Here is a 16,618-nt window from a genome sequence, read left to right as displayed (position 1 = left end):
GACGGCATCGAGGTCACCGACACCGCGTCACAGAACGCCGCCTGACCCGCCCGTCACCCAATTTCCCGCATAGCTCGCCCCTGACCGCCCAAGGCTGCCAGAAGCTGAGCCGCGGTCAGTTGCTGGCCGGTGCCCTGCAAACCCGCGGACTGGTTCGCAAGCGCCGCCTGCATGCCCTGATTGGCGTTCAAGGCGCTCGCGTTCCAATCGTATCCAGCGTTCGTATTGGCCGTATTCCAGTCCATGCCCTGGTTGGCGGCGTCTGCCTGAAGCGCGCGGGTCTGATCGGCGGAAATGGCGGCCTGTGCTTGAGCGAATTTCTGATTGTTGAGCTGCGCCGTGGTGCTGGCGACCTGATCCAGATAGTTCCGGTCGCCTTCCGAATTCATCACAGCCTGACGTGAGCCGCCGAACGCCCCCGCCGCCGCCGCTCTGGCGTTGGACTGGTTCCGGAGAATGTCATTCTGCCGGCTTAGGGTGTTTAGCGTCGTGTCGATGACCGACTGTGTATAGGGGTTCTCGTAGGCGCTCAGATCAGCATCGGTGAACTTGCCGGCGGTGACGTTGCGGATTGCGCCCCGGTCGATCTGCGGCGCTTGAGCGGCCATCGTCGCGCCTTGGCGGTTCTCCGCCATGCCGAACGTATTCCAGTGCTGATTGGCAAGCTCATCAAGGGATTTGCCAGTTGCGGCAGCCTCTCCCTTCGCCCATGCGGCAACGTCGGGGTTTGCCGACAGGTAGCTTTGTGCGTTGAAGGTCTGCGATGGCGCCTGAACCTGCGGTACTGCCTGCTGACCCGATGCGATGCCAGAGGCGGCAGCCGTCGCTGTGTTCATGGTCGGCTGCCAAGAGCCGATGGAGCCACGCAGCATGTTGAAGGCGTTCGTCTGGTCACCCGTCCAGCCGGCAATGCGGGGGCCGGTGTACGGCTGATACTCCATGCCTGTGACGGCGTTGGCGTCGCTCAAGTTCTGTTGGTGTTGGTTCTGCAAATACGCAGGAACCGACTGCTGAACGGTTTGAGTGCTGCCGCCGCCGCCGGACATGTGGCGTCTCCATCGCTGGGAAGGCCGGCGTCGTCCGACGCTGGTTGAGGCGAACACTAGCACAATCTAGAAGTATTTGCTAGCTTTTGATAGTTCTCCAGCAGAAGACGCGCGCTTGGTATCCCTTGTCACGCAAGGTTCTAGCCCAACCATTACGGCCAAAACCCTCCAACCTAGTGCATCCAATTGAATTGGCCCAAGCCTCCGCAGCCGCTTCCATCTGGATAAGCTCTTTCAGGTCGCCATATCCAGCGAACACGCGCACGGCTTTGACTTGTGGGTACTGGACCACTTCCGTGATCATTACAGAGCGCTTGCCCGGCCAAGCCTGCATGTGGCCCGACGCCACCGCCGCCCGCACGTCATCGACCGTGTGCGTGTTGCCGGCGTAGTCCAGGGCTTTTTGAAGCTTGGGGGCGCTCCAATCGATCATCGGCGCGACCCTGTCGGCTGGATGTCTAGCCGCATAGCCCCCAGACGCCAGAACGAAGGGGCAGACGCGCTGTCTAGCTGCAACGCGACCTGACGGGCCGTTACCCTGGTATCGAGTTTGGTCGTTGCGGGGGTCACAGATTGCGCTGCGGTGACGCTCTCCGCCCCCGATGGATAAAGCCGTGACTTCAGGGTGATGTTCACCGCCCCCTGCAAATCTTCGAAGTCCGGAACGATCTGGCTCACGTACATCAGATTATCGCCATCGGCAACGTCAACAGGGGCGCTCTCCAGCGAAGCAACGATAGCGCCGCCATTCGCAGAATGTAGCCGCTCTTGGTAGTAAATCACGCCGTTTTTGTCGACAGAAACAGGATAAGGCATAATGCCTGCGTCATGCCATGCAGTTCTATTCCACGTCCCGACGGTCCAGTGATTTTCAGCGTAGTTGAACGCTACATATCTGCTGACTTCGTTCCCATCCCGAGCGTCAGGATAGAACCACCATATTTCATTGAATGCCGCATTGGCCGACGCATAAATCTTGTCGGCTTGAACGTGCGATAGATTTTCCATGACCCAATTCCGAACAGGGCATGGAATGACGGTAGGAGCCCCGCCGTTGTAGACGTAGAACTGTCCGGACGACGAAAGCCAGAATGCGGCCCCGTCCTTCTCTGCCATGGCGTTGGGACCGATCAGGCCGCAGCCGGAGCCCAGCAGCGTGAAACTGAAGACCAACTGCGCATCGCCAAGGTAGCGCATGCTGTAGAGGGCTGAGTCGGTCCATATGAGGTTCTGTCCGCGCGTCGCAACGCCACGGACGATCCGCGATCCGGCCGACAGGCGATAATCTCCCGCCTGCGTGGTGGCGCTTGATGTCCAGACCGTGTTGTTTTCCTGATCGCTCCACTTCAGCAAAAGCGGATCAACTGCCGTGCCGTCATGGGCGCCATAGGCCACAAGGATGCGCTCCGGCGTGACAAACAGTCCCTGCGCCGATGCCGGGGCGTTCGTAATGAGCGCCGCCGGGCTGGAGGTGTTGAGCGCCCATTCGTAAAGCCCGCCGCCGTGGGGACAGGAAACGAGGTTCTGCCCCCAATTGTCCATCGTCCATGTGCGCGGGTAGAACGTCACGCTCGATGGGCTGCTGTAGGTGCCGACGCCATAGGCGCCCGTCCCAAAGCCTGCGCCACCCGTGCCATCTGCATTCCCGGCAGCAAGCCCCGTTGGCGTGATGTCGTATAGGCCGCCGCCGCGGTAGGCATAGAGCTTCGTGTGGGTGCCGAGACCGACGTTTAGCGCTCCGTCATTGCTTGCCCATGTGCGGAGCCCGCGACAGATGCCATCGACCTGCGTCGTGGTCAGGGTCTCCCAACCGCCGATAACCTGCGCCTTACCTCGGACGAAGCGCACCTTATCCGCATCGATCCACGCGCCCTCTGACGACAGCGGCGTGTCGTCCTTGATGATGCCGGGTTGGAAAGGGATTTTGGACAGCATGCGTCACCGGTCGGGCTGGAGTTTTGTCGCGATTAGGGCTTGGGATGCGCGGCCTTCACCGCCTCGCACGCCTCCACCCAGGCGACGGTGTCGGTCGGCAGGGAGATGCCGGCATTCAGCAGCGCGCGGAAGCCCTTCATGATGGCGTCAAGCTGGTCGCCAGCATCGGGGTATGCCGCCGCGCGAAGGTCGCTGTAGGGGGTCGGCTCCACGTTCCACACCCGCACGATCCGGTCATTTTCCGGGTCTTCCGTATCAGTGTAGGTGGCGGCCTTGCGGTGCGTGGCCCAATCGACACCGGCTGGGTACTTTTGAAACAGCTGCATGATCGACCTCACGGAAGTTGGTTGTAGCCGGGCACAGGCGTGCCGGACCACGACGATTGTGCAAATCGCGTCGTCAGCTGCTTGCTGCTGATGGCCGAGATCGCCGGGTAAAGCGTCGGGCTCCCAGTGATCGTGTGGGCAGGATTTGCCCCGGTGGCAGGATCGCCGCCATTGAGCAACACGCCGTCGATGCTGTACCAGACCTTGATGCTTGCAAGGTTGGTGGCGTCGATATGCACGCCGACCACTTTGGCAGATGCGCCCCATGCCGCAGACCAACTGGATGTACTGGTGCCGTTGTCTGACTTCGTGCCGCTATCCGTCAGCGACCAACAATTTGCGCCATTAAGCGCGAGGCCAACAGCGGTCATCGTGACTGTTGAGCCAACCAGTCCGATATATGCGGTTGCAGGCGTGGTGGTGTTATCCGCCCGCAGTTCGAAATACCACTTGCCCTGGATGATCGGCGCCGTGGCCCGCACGGACGCCCAAGTCCCGGTAGTGCTGGCTGCGGTCAGATTGTTGTTGCTCAGCGTGATGTCAGCGCCCTTTTGGGTCGGGTCCAATGCCGTGGCGCTGGTAAGCGTGGCGCCGATGACTGCCCATCCGTTGGAGCCATTGGACACGCACAGGATGCCGGCCGACGGCGCCACGGTCAGCACAGACCGGTTGGCGACCGTGTCAGAGCCGTTCGGGCTCAGCGTGATCGTGCCGCTTCCGACGTTGCTCACGGCAATCGTAAAGCCGTTGGTAGCAGACGTGGCGCTTGGCATGGTCAGCGTGAAGGTGCCGGTGCAGGCGAACAGTTTGCCGCCATCGCTCGTCGTGACGGTATAGGCTCCTGACTTGGCGGCAACTGGCAGGCTGATCGCGCCCAGCGTGACGACCGATCCGCCGAGAATGCGCCAGCTGGCGCCGTCGTATTGAAACCACACGTCCGAATTGGCCGCCAGTTCGCCGCCGACGAGCGCCGATCCGTTGCGCTGGATCGCCTTGGCCCCAAGACCGTCCACATTCAGCGTGGCCGGGCCAGGATTGGCCGCTCCCCCCATCCTAACCCCGACAACCACCCCAGCGATCAGGCTGGAGAGGCTTATACCCGTCGTGGCAGTCAGCGTCGACACCGTGCCGCCGGCCGTGCCGCCCCAGTAGTCGCCATACAGTTCAACCGAGCGCGGCCCCCAGCCTGCAACGCTGCCGTCCGTTGTCAGCAGTCGGCCGGTATTCCCGGCTTGCCCCGGAAGGTTGCCGCCAGCCGCAGCAAAGGCCGTGTCGTCGACGTACTTCTTGGTTGCGGCATCGCTGGCGTTTGCAGGAGCCGAAAGGTTCACCAGCCGCTGACCATTGATGTCAACCGGGGCGGCAGGCAAGGGCGCCTGATCAAGGCGCGGCTCCCCACGGGCGAAGTCCGTGCCGTCGCAGAACACCTTTTGCGGGCCGGGGCGCAGGGCGTAGCCCGTGCCGGCAGCCGTCTTGATCGTCAGGCTGTAGCTGCCCTGTGTCGTCCGGTTGTCGATCAGGTAAAGCTTCTCGACGGTCGGGGCCGTGATGGTCGTGTTGCCGGTCAGCGTGCCGGTGATAAGCAGGGCGGCGCCGCGGGCTTCATCCGCAACATAGTTCGTGCTGGTCAGGACATAGGCCGTGCCGGTGATGACGATGGGAACAACGTCTGCAATCGCTTCCTCCAGCCGGGTAAGCGCAGCGTTCAGCCGGCCATCCCCCCAGGTATTGAGGTTTTCCCCAAGGGCCTGGAGTTCAGCGCGAAGACGGGGAGTGGGGGTGCTCGGCATGGCGTTACCTCACAATTCGGCTGTCATGCCCACACCACGGCGGGGTGTGGCGGGTTGACGGAATAGGGCTCGCAGGCCGCGACGATGGCCGCCTCGTCCGGGTGGTCGAGCAGGCGCAGGTTGGCGTGCCACCGCTCATCCATGACGGCGGGCACCACGATGGCCCCGGATGCGTCCAGCATGGCCGGCGTGGCAACGACGGGGCCGATGACGCATAGGCCGTGGTAGTGCGATGCGGTCAGCCATTGGCCGTCTTCCCGGAACATCGGCAGCACCGCGGCGGCAGCGGCTTCCGTGTCGAAGCGCAGCATCAAATCAGTCATGCGGTCATTCCTTGCAGCACCGCGTCGGGCTGGCGCCTGCCGTAGAGGCGCAGGCGGCGGATATAGCCGTTGAGAAAATTCGCGCTATCGTACCCAATCCGCAGCGTGGTTGTGGTTGGCATAGCCGCAGTCACGTCTACCACAGCCGGAGCGCCGTTCATGCTCGCCGCACAGTTGTTGAGCGCGTAGGCCGCCGCGACGCTGAAGCGAACATCGGCTGAGATAGTCGACAGGGAGATAAGGCACTGGTTGGCGCCGCTCGCAGTAGACACAGCGCGGACAGTTCCGCTGTTCAGGTCGAGGTAAAGGCGGTTGTTGGCTGAGCCGTCGTCGATCTGGATAATCGGCCGATAGGCGGTTAGCTGACTGCTCGCATCCACCACGATTGTCCCCTCGCTCCCATTCCACCCCGCCACACTCGCCAGCGGCATCGTGCAGATATCGGCGGAACGGGTGGCGGCTGCGGTTGTTGTGGGGATCGGCGATGTGGCGAATGCTCCAGCCTCCGCCTGCGCCTGCCAGAGATACAGGCCGGACACACCGTCTCCGGCAAATGAGACGGCGCCCGAAGAATTAAGCAGGAAGATTTCGGCGGCAAAAGTCGAGAGAGACACTCCCGCTCCGACAGACCAAGTCACAGAGCAGCGATACCACCCCGATCTGATGGGCGTAATACTTCCCGTAGAAGAGACAGCGCCGCCGGCAGTTGCAGACACAGCGGACAGGTCAAATGTCTGAGTGCCGTAGCCTGCTGCCTTGTCCCTGACTTGGATAAGCAGCTTCGTGATTTCCGCAGACTTTGCATATACCGAGACGGTATAAGTCGTGTTATCGGCAGGCGACGATGCGAATTGTTGCGCCAAGTAATGAGACGTGGCGGAGCTTGACGATGCAACGAACTTGTCGGCCGATGCGGTGCCGTCCGGGGCCGTTACCGCATTTGCGGTTACCGACGCGGTCCCCTTCGTCCATGCCGCGTTGTCGAACGCCTGACTGTATGTCAGCAGGTTCGTCCGCTGCTCCTCGATCAGCAGCCCCCGCGGCTGGAGTGTCGCCGGGTCGTAATCGAAGCGCGGAACGTCGATGGCCGCCGTCTGCAACACACCGGCCGCGTCGAAATACGTCCCCGTGCTGGCGCGCGTGAAGGTCAACGCGCTTGCGGCACTCTGCGGCGCATTCAGGAAGTCCAGCGACAGCGCGGCCGGATACCCCCCGATGCGGTTCCGCCCACGCTGGCGTCTCACAGGCCCTGCCCCGGCGTCAGGCGGATGGTCGCCGTCCCGCTGGCGGTGATGGCGGCAAGGTGGGTGGCGCCGGTTGGCACGCGGAAGGACTCCACCGTGCCGGGCGGAAGGTCCATGCCGGCCGCAGTGGTCGCGGTGACGGTGGAGGCGCCGAAGGTGACATAGACAGTCACGCTGCCGGGGTTGGTGATGCGGAGCGAGCCAGGGTCGCCAGTGGGGAGGGCAACGCGGGCGGATGAGGTGGACGCGGCCAGATCGACAGAGCCGCCAACGGGAATAAACGGGTACATCATCCCTCCCTTAAGACACGATGATGCGGTCAGCGACGCGCCGCCAATTGGTTCCGTCGCTGAAGGCAGGGGTTGCCCCACCCGCTTCGTTGGGGACGAAGATCATGCAGCAGGGATACGAGCCCGCCGCCGGCAGATCGGCCTTGCTGAACGACGGCAGCGGCACCGGGGCATTGCGGCGCTGGGATCGCAGCCGCTCAAGCTCCGCGTTGAAGTCATCCCCCATGCGTCGCGCCCATGCAGGCGCAGAGGCTTCGACGCTCACCATTTCGTCACCTGAATGCTGAGAGGGGAGGACGGCCATCGTGCGCGCTCGTCCTGCTGCTGCACGCGGCCAAGCGCGGCGTCGTAAAGCTGTCCCCACACCGTGAGGCGCGCATCTTCCTTGAGGTAGGGCGCGCTCTCCAGCAGCGTGGCATAGATGTACAGGTCCGGGCTGTTGGTCAGAACCCAATTCGTCGGGTTCGCGTCGCTCAGCGGCGGCACCTTCGCCAGATAGGTCAGCTCCACCGAATAGACGGCATCCGGCACCGGGCCGAACTTGATGTTGGACCCGATGACGGTATAGGCCGCCGGCATCCCCGAGTTAGCGCCGTAGAGCGTCGACAGGCTGGCAGGGGTCCGGTATGACAGGTCGGCCGGGGACGCGGTCAGCCGGACCAAGCCGCGGGCCTCAAGATAGTCGTCCGGCAGCGGCACGGTTGCGGTGCCCGCCACGGTCGACAGCGTAACCTGCGTCTCTTGGAACCGGGTGCGCAGTTCGCGGTTTAGGCGCACCTCTGCCAACGCCCGGAAAGTCGGGATGATCGGGGTCAGGTCGGAGCGGTTCAGGTAGTCCGCAGCCGTGGCGTCAAGTTCGGAGACCGTGTTCAACGCCATGTCACACCCGCCCCGGCGCAGTGCGCAGCCAGAGATATTCGTTGCTGTTCAGCTTGCGGCGGATTGCCGGCCAGTGGTCCGGGTTGAAGAAGTTGATACCCTCTTCGTTCAGCCACTTTTCGATGAGCACGTTCGGGATGGAAGCGACACGCCGCAGTTCGCGGGAGGGGCTGTAGCCGTCCCCGTCGTTCTAAAGCGCCTTGTTCGCGTCCAAGATCGGATCGCAGTCTTGGACGCGCTCAAAGGTCAGCGTCCCATCGGCTCCGGTATGCACCCGCGTTGAGACGCCAGCCATGATCGTTATCCCTTGCTGACGATGAGAGCCGCAGCGGCGTCATCGACGCTGCCGGTTTGGGCGAGACGCGCGTTGTGATCGTCCGCGACGACTTGGGCGAACTCCCTGTCGATCAGCAGAGCTGCCACTTCGGCGGAAACCTCCACCACTTCGCCCTTGGCGAGTTCCTTGGTATCGGTCCAGGGCTTGCGGTCGGAGATGCAGCGGATTTTCACGGTCTTGTCGGCCATCGACTTCTTGCTCCATGGAAGGGAGAAGGGCGCCCCGTGTGGAGCGCCCTAGGCGTCATCACGACAGGTCAGCGACGTGACCGTGTGCCTTTTCGTTGCGGACCTTCAGCACGTATTCGACGCTGATCAGCTTCTTGTCGCTGTGGCCGGTCTTGGCGAGGTCGACCTGTTTCATCGGCTGGAGGAAGTCGATGGCCGCCATGTTCGGATCGACGCAGATAACGTCACGCGAACGCATGAGACGGGACGGCACAAACTGGATTTCGCCGAAGTCCGACACATAGACATCGATGGCCGCGGTCAGCTTCTTGTCTTCCGCTTCCTTGAACCGGGTCGCGTTGCCGGTGAAGGTGGACGCCGTCTGCTTCTGCGTGGCGCCCATGAAGGCGAACTTGGCATTGCCGCCGTTGCTCCAAATCGACTGGAGAACAGCCTTCAGCAGCGTTTCCGTGAAGGTGCGCTGCGTCCCATCGGTCGGGGCCGCGTTCGGATAGCCGGCCGTGGTGCCGGACAGCGTCGGGGCGGCACCGCCAGAACCGCGGCTGGCGTTGGTGCGGATGAAGCTGATGAAGGATGCCGAGCGACGGGCCGTGCTGGACGAGCCGGCAGAGGCGGCCTTGTTGGAAAGCATCTGCTTTTCCATGTCCAGCTTCAGCGCCTGCCCCTTGAGGACAACCTGCTGAGCCAGCGTCTGAACGTCACCCACGCCGCTGACGGCGTTGTTGGTGCTCGACACCTGAACCTGCTTGTCGGAAAGCTGGCAGTAATTGCCGAGACGAACCGCGTTGTTTGCCGCATCAACGCCGGGGTCGTCGCCTTCGACCACTTCGTTGCTGTCGGTGGCGGTGTCCAGGGAGACTTCCGACCATTCGTGATAGGTGTTCTCCGCCTTTCCGCTCTTGCCGAGCATGGAATAGAACGGGGTTTCGGTCGGAGAGACCTTGTCGACCACGTCCGAGATGTCTTCACGGATCGTGGTGACGTTGTAGGTCTGAGAGGTGTTAGTCGGAACAGCCATGTTCGTTATCCCTTGCGGACGAGGAGAGCCGCGGCAGCGTCATCAACGCTGCCGGTCTGAGCGAGACGCGCATGAGCCCGCGCCGCCTCCGTCGATCTTGAATTCCCCGTGCGGGCCGTGCCCGGCTGAAGCACCTTTGAAGCCGGGGCGGGCTTGGCCTCGATAGCCGGCCGCTTCGCCATCAGTTCGCGATAGAGCATCGCGTCCCGCATCACGGAAACGGCGCGGCTGTCATAGACCGACTGCAACTCCGCATCCGTGAAGCCGACAGACCGGCCGAACTCAATCAGCTTGGTCTTTTCGGTCTTGGCCGTTTCCGGGTTCTTCCACTCAGGGATGCGCTCAACCAGCGCTTCCGCCTCTTTGGTCAGGTGCTGTTGCAGGCTCTGGACCTGTCCAGCCTGGACCTGTTCGGCAACGCGCTGTTGATGGGCGTTCAGCGCCCGGAGCCGCTGCACTGCCGCCTCATGGGCGGCCTTTTGCTGGACGAACGCCGTGGGGTCGGTCGACGCCAGCGTGTAATCGGGCTCCGGGGGCACCTGCTGCGCCAGCATCTGCTGTGCGAGGTTCAAAATCTGGAGTTCACGGGCTCGTTCAACACGAAGCGTCTCCGTGGTCTGCTCCAGCGTCTTCCGCTGGGTGGCAAGCTCTTGGGTCTTCTTCGTGTAATCGGACTGCATCAGATAGGACTTGGACAGCTCCTCAAGGGTGGCCTCCACGTCGCGTCCATCCGGCAGTTTAAACCGGACTTTCTCGACGCTTGCGGGCTCCTCTTGGCCGCTCTCTTCGGTCGTCTCTTCGCGGGCCGTCTGCCCCGCCTGTTCAGTCGCCGCGGGGGCTTCTTGTTCAGTCGGAGCGGAATTGCCATCCACATGGGCGGATGACTGCGCCTCGCTGGCTTCCTGAGTGTCGGCCGGGCCGGTCAGAAGCGATGCGACGGCATCATCAACAGAAAATCCGGTCCCATTCGGGGTGTCGGACATGGAAAAACTCCATCTAGGGGCTAGGGCGCCTCACGACGCTCAGCATGTTTATGTATCGCACTAACGCGATTACACGTCAAGTCTTACGCTCTTCTCTGCGGCGTGCAAATGCGCCGTCTGTAACAACGCGCTTGAACTCCTCGCGCAAGTTACCGATAGCGCGAAGCATGCGATAGGCGTCCTCTCTCTCTTCCACTTGATGCGGCTCAGAGCTACGCCATTGCTCCATTGCTTTGGCCTCGATTGAGGAAACCATCTCCTTGAACATGTCGTCTTCAAGGATACGTTTGGCCTGTGCCGCGCGTGCGGTCGGATTTTCGCTCATCGCCCGTACCCCGTGCCGCCAGAACTCAGCAAGGCAAGCAGCTGCTGAAGCTGCTGCGGCGTAACACCCTGCGTTGCAGCGCCCGCCGGGGCAGCCGTAGGGGCCGGAGCTGCTGCCGTTGGGCGATAGGCCGACAGGCTGTTGTTGGTGAAGAACCGGTGTTCCCCGCCTTGGCCGTATGTGTAGGGATCGCCTGTGTAGGCTTGGTACTGGCGGCCTGGAGAAGCCGGAGCGGCAGCGGCTGGAGCGGTAGCATTCGCCGCAAACGACATCGCATTTGCCCCGCGATCCGCACCGCCGTAGCCGCCAGCGCCGCCGCCGGGGCCTCCACCTGAAGCGCCGGCTCCAGCCATTCCGCCAGCATCAGCGGAAGTGCCATTGGTGAACCCCATATTGCCGAGAGAGCCGACGACTTGGAAATCATCAGGACGGTATCCGGCCAGCGTTGCCACCAACCCGGCCGGAAGCCCCGTAATCGTCCCAAGGGCGTCAAGCGCGGCCTTCGACGGGCTCCAGCCAAGCGCCGCCTCTCGGGTGTAGGCGCCCGCCAACAGGCCGTCGGGGCTGGCTACCGTGCCGGGCGTCATGCCGAAAACGCCGAACCCAAGCGAATTCGGCGTGAAATCCTGCGTTGACCGGCCGAAACCGCCGAAGGAATAGCCGCCAAGCCCGAGGGCCGACAGATCGGCATCAGAAAGACCCGTGCTGGAACGGTTCCAACCTCCACCGAACCCACCGCCGGGGCCGCCGCCTTCAGACTCACCGCCGCCGCCATCTCCAGCCCCACCGCCGCCGCCGGGGCTGTCTCCGCCGCGCTCCCAAAAGCCCAGCAGCCCGGTATTCGGGTTGACCGTGCCAGGATGGCCCAATGCCTTGGCGATAGCCGGCACCTGATCGGGCTGAACGTGAAGGAGGACGCTATCGTCACCCTGTCCCATCGCCGCAAGCTTCTTCGCGGCCTTGGGAGCGTCCATGCTCAAGAGCCCCTTCATCATCCCACCTCCCCGCCCATCTGGACCGGCTGCATGTTCGTCTTCGTGTGCGCGTCAAGCATCTGCTCCTGTTGCGCAAGTTGAGCTTCCGCGATCATTTGGGACTGACGAAGTCTCAACTCCGCTTGGAATTGCTCACGCTTGAGCATCATTTCCTGATCGACGCGATAGCGCTGCATCGCCATTTCATTTTCTAGGCGAGAGCGCTCCAGTTCCACCGACTGTTGCGCCTTCTGTTGCTCCAGCGCCGCCGATGCCTGCGCTTGCTGCATGGCGATCTGCGCCTTGGTCTGCGCCTCAACGATCTTGGGGTCAGGCGCGGGGGGCTGCTGCGGCATGTTGGCTGGCGGGTCAAGGAAGAACTTCCCGCTGTCCCGATAGCCGGCAATCTCTAGGATTGCGGACAGGGTAGCCTTGTACTGCGGCAGGCTGACCATGGGGTTGGACGGGCCGTATTGCTGGATAATGCCTTCCTGCGTCTGCTTCACCATCATCAGGGCCTGAAGCTTTTCCTCTTCCCGGCCATTGCCCAGCCCGACGTTGACGATGCAGTCCATTTCCGCATTCCAGTGGCGCGGATCGATGGGAACCCACTGGTTCCTCAATCGGATCATGCGCTCACGGTCCTGATGCTTGCAGATAAGGCGGAGCATGCCGCGGAACAGCTTCTTCAGGCCCTGTTCGGCAAACAGGCGGGCCAACATCTCCACCTTGCCCTGTGCGGCGCTGATGGTCGCCGAAACCGCGGCCTTGGTGGTCGACTGGAGGCTGTCCGGATTGAGCCCCATGGAGGCGCGGGATAGTCCCGTGCGGCTCTCCTTGACCGTGTCTAGGTAGTCGAGCACCGGGAAGGACTGAGCCGCGGTGAATGGAACCGCCAGCGGCTGGACTGCGCCGGCCGTCTTCATGCGGTAGATGGCGCCCATCTCAGCGTTGAGCACGTCATCCATGTTGACTTGCCCTTCCACCACCGCCATGCGGGGATGGTTCGCCAGGACAAGGTTATCGAGCGTCTGCCGCATGATGACTGACTTCATGCGCTGGATGTCCATCGTCAGGTCAGCGACACTTCGCCCGAAGAACGTGTGAGGCATCGGAACCGGGCACCAGCACGCGAACGGGACATGGTCTGTCGGTTCGTCACGGAGGATTTTGCAGCCAGGGCCGGCAACGATCAGGCGCCGCAACTCGGGGATACCGTCCCCGTCGCGGTCGATCCTCATCCATGTTTCGTACACCATCACCGGGCGCTGAGCGGGATCAAGCGACGCCGTGCGGTTCACGTCCGTTTCCGTCCGGCGCGCGACTACCTCTTGGTTGGTCTGTAGGTCGGTCGCCTGCCCGCCAGTGCTGAGCCCCTCAAGGTCATCCCAGGTGAACCCCATAGAGATCAACTCACCCACCGGCATTTCCCGGCGGTGGGAGACCAAGACAGCGTTTTCCTCATCTCGGGCGTTGCGGTCGATCAGGAATTCTTCGGGCGGGACCGGAACGATCTTGATCCGGCCGCACTTCGTCCGCCGCTCAACCGTCACGTCATGGAGAGTGACCATCTGCGGCTGTCCGGAAGCCGCGGTCATGGCTACCCCTTGCCCTTCCATGGAAGGGGGCTGTTCGGGGGCTTCTTCCTGATATGACCGGTGTGCGGTGATGGCGGTTGCTTCGTCCCCGTCCACATCAAGCATCAGGGCCATGAGGGTCTGATCGTCCAGACCGGTGTAATCCGACGTTTCAACCTTTTCGGTCTCGTCCCACCAGAATTTGACGATGCCTGTCTTAGACAAAAGGCCGTCTTTTATCCAAGTGTTGAGGATGGAGAAGCCGCCATTGTCGCGATTGAAGACATAATTGCAGTAATCTGACGCTTGCTCAGCAGTAGCAACGTCTTCCGGTCCTTGAGGAATAAACTCAACCGTTCTCTCAGGCGCACAGAAAACTCGCAACAGTGAGGGCATCATGCTTTCGATTGTATCGCTTACTTCGGTAATTACTACCTTTGATCGGCCTTCCTCTTCATCCCCGAAGGGCTTTCCGTTGTAGTATTCCAGCGCCTTCGTACGCTCTGACGAAATCTCGCCATCCACGAAGGAGACAGCATCACGAATGGCCGCGTCGACAATGCCGCGGAACTCGTCATCGTCCATAGGCTCGGGCTTCGACATGCAGTCCCTCAAGGGAGTTGGGCGCCTCACGACGCTCGTAGAAGTCAACGGCATAATATCACAGAAGAGACAGGAAATCTACTTACTGAGTTCGGCGTTATACCACGCCCGACAAGTTACGTCTCAGAGGTTTGTTCCACTTGCGCGGTGTAGAAGCAAAGCGCAGGCACATGAGCGCGTATCGAGTGGCAGACATCAAGTCATCTGCGACCTTCACGATTTTCCCATCCTTGCGATGGTACACGCGAAACTCTTCAAACCAATCCCCGAGATGGGCGAACACTTTCAGACGCCCCGCCTGCATACGCTGTAGCATTTCGAGGATGCCAGCCTCAACGCCAGAGCCGCCATCTTCGAACATCGCGCGTTCCTCCAGCATCTGGAGGCGTTCGTTTCGGTACAGGTCAGCCACTGTCTGCCCTGATGACCTGTCGTGCTGAAGACCGTCATGCGGCCATGCCCACGGGAGCCAGTCACCCCACGGACGGAGGGTCTGAGCAACGGCCGCGGGCGTCGCCTCACTCTGCCTGTGCGTGGCGATGACATAGACAACGTCCGTCTCTCGGTCCCACGCGAGTTTGACGGCAGCCGTGGGATGGTCCCACCCGAAGTCCAGGCCGCCGATCTGCGGCCAGTGCGGCGGAATGGCGAACGGCTCAACCGTGATTGCCGTCTCGGGCAAGGGGAAGACCCGGCCGCTACCCAACATCGGAATGCCCTTGATGCGGGCATCTCGTTCGTGAATGGGGTAACTGGCGATAATCTCCTGACGACGCTCCTCCGTGTAGTGCTCCGCGTCGGAGATAGTCATGTTTGTAATGTGGCGCCCGGCCGACGTTGGATTTGGATAAAAAAGCTGGACGACTTCAGACATTCCCAATAGAGGGGTAAATGTCATCATCGCAAACCCATTGGTCGCATTAGTTCGCGTCAATCCCTCCATATAAATCTCAAGTGGAGGCTCTTCGTCAAACCACACGATATCAAGGGTTTCGCCCTGCCACTTCTCACGGCCCTTCTCGTATGACTTGAAGCCAAGAAGCGATTGGCCGCCGCTCTTGTGATTTACCGTCACCGTATCGAGGGCTTCCGCAATGCCGCGGGCTGAACTGGTCTCGACAATGGCACGCTTGGGGATCATGCCAGTTCCGAACTGCCCAAAGCGCCCCATGAGCACCCGCTGCACAGTGTCCCGGACGGCTTCGCTTGTCACGCCGCCAGCCCACATGGCAATGGGCTTGTCAAAGCGTCGACCGGGCCACCACTCGGGATACTCGCCCGTCAGGTGCATGGCGCACTCAGCGCCGGCACTCCACGTCTTGCCTAGCTGGTTGCCGGCCATCAGCAACCGCTCGCGGAAGGACTTGCCCGCGGTATGAAAGGCAAGCTGTTTCGTGTAGGGGCGGTACAGGTCCAAAGTCCGCTCGTTCAGCAGCCGGGCGGCCTCCTTCTTCAGGGCGTCCGCAACCTCCGGAGTGATGGCGCCTTGTAGCTCAGCGGGGAGGGAAGCCTTGGGGGTGAAGTTGGAGGGGCGGGCCATAGCGGTTACTCCCCGCCCATTGCGCGGGCGGCATCGGGGCCGAACATGTACGGGACAGAGGGCGGCAGGCTTGGCGCGGCCGGCGGGACGAGGCACAGACGGATGGAGCATCCCAGGTGCAGCGGATCGGGGATCGACAGCGACACAGCCTTGCCGTGAGAGATGGACGCTAGGTCATCAGCGGTCAGGCAGACGGTGGATGCAGGCGCGTTCTGTAGGGCGCAACGGAGGTTGTCGGCCGTGAAGGCCAGGACGGCACGCAGGGAGGGGGAGGACATGGGGTTAGGGGCTCCAATCCGGAAATTCTGAGGGCGGGTACTGCCTTTGACAGACCGCCCCCGGCGGGGGCCTAGGGCCGGGGGGGGGGTCTTTTCCCTTCTCCCCCTGACCATTTCACACGGAAATCAAGTAATTCGTAAGCACCATTATGGAAAATGCGAGTTCGTTTCGCATCAATGGCTTAGCTAAACTGGTTGTGCGTTCGCCGTCTCGGAATGGACAAGATCAACCGCAGGCTGATGGGATTGCATTTCCTGCATGGCTTCCGGAGCCGGAATGGTGATGCCAGACGGCTCGGTCAGCGTCGTCAGGAACTCCATAAACGCCTGAAGTTGCGGCGCGTTCAGCGTGTCGAGAGGTGACTTCACGTCCATCTTGCGATCAACGAACATGCCCAACTCTTTGCCGACAAGCTCCAGTGCCCGGTTCACTGCGTTCTGGTTCTTGGCCGTCCTTGCTGCCTCTGCGTTCGCCACCAACTCCCGAAGAACCCATTGACGGTCAACGGCCAGAGCGGCAACGGTTGCCTTCTCTGCCTTCCTCTGAAGCTCTTCAATCCGAGCCCTGATGTCCGGCTTCTTGGCGAGTTCGCAGCCTCTCACATGGGCTGACACGTCGCTGTATCCGGCCTCCAACGCGCTGTTCGTCTGGTTAACGCCGCGGGCCATCGCATTAGCAAATTTCTCCCACATCTCGTTTTTCAGCCGCGCCATCTCTACCCCCTGCAAATCCTAGCTCTGTACGCTCTCTGCGCCTTGGTGACCTGTTAGGCGCTTACTGGCTGTGTGCTGCCCCTAACGCTCTGGCTTACACGCCGTCTGTCTTGGCCCTGAGTTTGGCCTGCGTCTCGTCCCATATCCGCTGAACGTCGGCTTCCGATGCGCCGAGCTATGCGGGAAATTGGGTGACGGGCGGGTCAGGCGGCGTTCTGTGACGCGGTGTCGGTGACCTCGATGCCGTC

General features: G+C 62.0%; 19 protein-coding genes. All 19 read right to left on the bottom strand.

The window, feature by feature from the left end:
* Window positions 1-53: 53 nt before the first annotated feature.
* Window positions 54-1,046 carry a hypothetical protein gene (locus tag CRT60_RS00340; protein ID WP_098734477.1) on the bottom strand — a complete coding sequence of 331 codons (993 nt, stop codon included), beginning with the start codon at window positions 1,044-1,046 and terminating at the stop codon, window positions 54-56.
* Window positions 1,047-1,125: 79 nt separating this feature from the next.
* Window positions 1,126-1,479, bottom strand: a complete 354-nt coding sequence (locus CRT60_RS00335; RefSeq protein ID WP_098734476.1) for a hypothetical protein — start codon at window positions 1,477-1,479, stop codon at window positions 1,126-1,128.
* The gene (locus CRT60_RS00330) at window positions 1,476-2,981 is read right to left on the bottom strand and encodes a hypothetical protein (protein WP_098734475.1); all 1,506 of its coding nucleotides are present in this window, start codon (window positions 2,979-2,981) and stop codon (window positions 1,476-1,478) included. Before CRT60_RS00330 ends, CRT60_RS00335 begins: the two co-directional genes overlap by 4 nt.
* Before the next feature lie 32 nt (window positions 2,982-3,013).
* The gene (locus CRT60_RS00325; RefSeq protein WP_098734474.1) at window positions 3,014-3,307 is read right to left on the bottom strand and encodes a hypothetical protein; all 294 of its coding nucleotides are present in this window, start codon (window positions 3,305-3,307) and stop codon (window positions 3,014-3,016) included.
* Window positions 3,308-3,315: 8 nt separating this feature from the next.
* A complete protein-coding gene (locus CRT60_RS00320) occupies window positions 3,316-5,097 on the bottom strand; it encodes an SPRY domain-containing protein (protein WP_098734473.1) in 1,782 nt (593 codons plus the stop codon).
* A gap of 23 nt (window positions 5,098-5,120) precedes the next feature.
* On the bottom strand, window positions 5,121-5,420 hold the full coding sequence (locus CRT60_RS00315) for a hypothetical protein (protein ID WP_098734472.1): 300 nt from the start codon (window positions 5,418-5,420) through the stop codon (window positions 5,121-5,123).
* A complete protein-coding gene (locus tag CRT60_RS00310) occupies window positions 5,417-6,571 on the bottom strand; it encodes a phage head spike fiber domain-containing protein (RefSeq protein WP_143272929.1) in 1,155 nt (384 codons plus the stop codon). The genes CRT60_RS00315 and CRT60_RS00310 overlap by 4 nt, the downstream gene beginning before the upstream one ends.
* An 89-nt stretch (window positions 6,572-6,660) precedes the next feature.
* Window positions 6,661-6,957 carry a hypothetical protein gene (locus tag CRT60_RS00305; protein ID WP_098734470.1) on the bottom strand — a complete coding sequence of 99 codons (297 nt, stop codon included), beginning with the start codon at window positions 6,955-6,957 and terminating at the stop codon, window positions 6,661-6,663.
* A 7-nt stretch (window positions 6,958-6,964) separates the two neighbouring features.
* Entirely contained in the window at window positions 6,965-7,222 is a 258-nt protein-coding gene (locus tag CRT60_RS00300; protein WP_143272927.1) for a hypothetical protein, read from the bottom strand.
* Window positions 7,216-7,833 (bottom strand): phage adaptor protein, encoded by a 618-nt coding sequence (locus CRT60_RS00295; protein ID WP_098734468.1) that lies wholly within the window; start codon window positions 7,831-7,833, stop codon window positions 7,216-7,218. Before CRT60_RS00295 ends, CRT60_RS00300 begins: the two co-directional genes overlap by 7 nt.
* A gap of 1 nt (window position 7,834) precedes the next feature.
* A complete protein-coding gene (locus tag CRT60_RS37425; protein ID WP_280177177.1) occupies window positions 7,835-7,963 on the bottom strand; it encodes a hypothetical protein in 129 nt (42 codons plus the stop codon).
* Between the two features lie 170 nt (window positions 7,964-8,133).
* On the bottom strand, window positions 8,134-8,358 hold the full coding sequence (locus tag CRT60_RS00290) for a hypothetical protein (protein WP_098734467.1): 225 nt from the start codon (window positions 8,356-8,358) through the stop codon (window positions 8,134-8,136).
* Between the two features lie 58 nt (window positions 8,359-8,416).
* On the bottom strand, window positions 8,417-9,376 hold the full coding sequence (locus tag CRT60_RS00285; RefSeq protein WP_098734466.1) for a DUF5309 domain-containing protein: 960 nt from the start codon (window positions 9,374-9,376) through the stop codon (window positions 8,417-8,419).
* A 5-nt stretch (window positions 9,377-9,381) separates the two neighbouring features.
* Window positions 9,382-10,359 (bottom strand): hypothetical protein, encoded by a 978-nt coding sequence (locus CRT60_RS00280; RefSeq protein ID WP_098734465.1) that lies wholly within the window; start codon window positions 10,357-10,359, stop codon window positions 9,382-9,384.
* Window positions 10,360-10,435: 76 nt separating this feature from the next.
* The gene (locus tag CRT60_RS00275; protein ID WP_143272925.1) at window positions 10,436-10,684 is read right to left on the bottom strand and encodes a hypothetical protein; all 249 of its coding nucleotides are present in this window, start codon (window positions 10,682-10,684) and stop codon (window positions 10,436-10,438) included.
* Window positions 10,681-11,658 carry a hypothetical protein gene (locus CRT60_RS36020; protein ID WP_161957927.1) on the bottom strand — a complete coding sequence of 326 codons (978 nt, stop codon included), beginning with the start codon at window positions 11,656-11,658 and terminating at the stop codon, window positions 10,681-10,683. Before CRT60_RS36020 ends, CRT60_RS00275 begins: the two co-directional genes overlap by 4 nt.
* Before the next feature lie 17 nt (window positions 11,659-11,675).
* Window positions 11,676-13,838, bottom strand: a complete 2,163-nt coding sequence (locus CRT60_RS00270) for a portal protein (RefSeq protein ID WP_143272923.1) — start codon at window positions 13,836-13,838, stop codon at window positions 11,676-11,678.
* Window positions 13,839-13,935: 97 nt separating this feature from the next.
* Window positions 13,936-15,378 carry a terminase large subunit domain-containing protein gene (locus CRT60_RS00265; protein WP_098734462.1) on the bottom strand — a complete coding sequence of 481 codons (1,443 nt, stop codon included), beginning with the start codon at window positions 15,376-15,378 and terminating at the stop codon, window positions 13,936-13,938.
* Between the two features lie 464 nt (window positions 15,379-15,842).
* Complete coding sequence (locus CRT60_RS00255; RefSeq protein WP_098734460.1) at window positions 15,843-16,370, bottom strand: terminase small subunit; 528 nt, start codon at window positions 16,368-16,370, stop codon at window positions 15,843-15,845.
* Between the last annotated feature and the right edge of the window lie 248 nt (window positions 16,371-16,618).

This window comes from Azospirillum palustre, from assembly GCF_002573965.1.
In the GTDB taxonomy this organism is placed as follows: domain Bacteria; phylum Pseudomonadota; class Alphaproteobacteria; order Azospirillales; family Azospirillaceae; genus Azospirillum; species Azospirillum palustre.
This window is presented reverse-complemented; position numbering and strand designations above follow the sequence as displayed.

Excerpts from the sequence above, each read along its gene's own strand:
- CRT60_RS00340 (WP_098734477.1), bottom strand. The coding sequence starts at position 1,046 with ATGTCCGGCGGCGGCGGCAGCACTCAAACCGTTCAGCAGTCGGTTCCT.
- CRT60_RS00335 (WP_098734476.1), bottom strand. The coding sequence starts at position 1,479 with ATGATCGATTGGAGCGCCCCCAAGCTTCAAAAAGCCCTGGACTACGCC.
- CRT60_RS00330 (WP_098734475.1), bottom strand. The coding sequence starts at position 2,981 with ATGCTGTCCAAAATCCCTTTCCAACCCGGCATCATCAAGGACGACACG.
- CRT60_RS00325 (WP_098734474.1), bottom strand. The coding sequence starts at position 3,307 with ATGCAGCTGTTTCAAAAGTACCCAGCCGGTGTCGATTGGGCCACGCAC.
- CRT60_RS00320 (WP_098734473.1), bottom strand. The coding sequence starts at position 5,097 with ATGCCGAGCACCCCCACTCCCCGTCTTCGCGCTGAACTCCAGGCCCTT.
- CRT60_RS00315 (WP_098734472.1), bottom strand. The coding sequence starts at position 5,420 with ATGACTGATTTGATGCTGCGCTTCGACACGGAAGCCGCTGCCGCCGCG.
- CRT60_RS00305 (WP_098734470.1), bottom strand. The coding sequence starts at position 6,957 with ATGATGTACCCGTTTATTCCCGTTGGCGGCTCTGTCGATCTGGCCGCG.
- CRT60_RS00300 (WP_143272927.1), bottom strand. The coding sequence starts at position 7,222 with ATGGTGAGCGTCGAAGCCTCTGCGCCTGCATGGGCGCGACGCATGGGG.
- CRT60_RS00295 (WP_098734468.1), bottom strand. The coding sequence starts at position 7,833 with ATGGCGTTGAACACGGTCTCCGAACTTGACGCCACGGCTGCGGACTAC.
- CRT60_RS00290 (WP_098734467.1), bottom strand. The coding sequence starts at position 8,358 with ATGGCCGACAAGACCGTGAAAATCCGCTGCATCTCCGACCGCAAGCCC.
- CRT60_RS00285 (WP_098734466.1), bottom strand. The coding sequence starts at position 9,376 with ATGGCTGTTCCGACTAACACCTCTCAGACCTACAACGTCACCACGATC.
- CRT60_RS00280 (WP_098734465.1), bottom strand. The coding sequence starts at position 10,359 with ATGTCCGACACCCCGAATGGGACCGGATTTTCTGTTGATGATGCCGTC.
- CRT60_RS00275 (WP_143272925.1), bottom strand. The coding sequence starts at position 10,684 with ATGAGCGAAAATCCGACCGCACGCGCGGCACAGGCCAAACGTATCCTT.
- CRT60_RS36020 (WP_161957927.1), bottom strand. The coding sequence starts at position 11,658 with ATGGACGCTCCCAAGGCCGCGAAGAAGCTTGCGGCGATGGGACAGGGT.
- CRT60_RS00270 (WP_143272923.1), bottom strand. The coding sequence starts at position 13,838 with ATGTCGAAGCCCGAGCCTATGGACGATGACGAGTTCCGCGGCATTGTC.
- CRT60_RS00265 (WP_098734462.1), bottom strand. The coding sequence starts at position 15,378 with ATGGCCCGCCCCTCCAACTTCACCCCCAAGGCTTCCCTCCCCGCTGAG.
- CRT60_RS00255 (WP_098734460.1), bottom strand. The coding sequence starts at position 16,370 with ATGGCGCGGCTGAAAAACGAGATGTGGGAGAAATTTGCTAATGCGATG.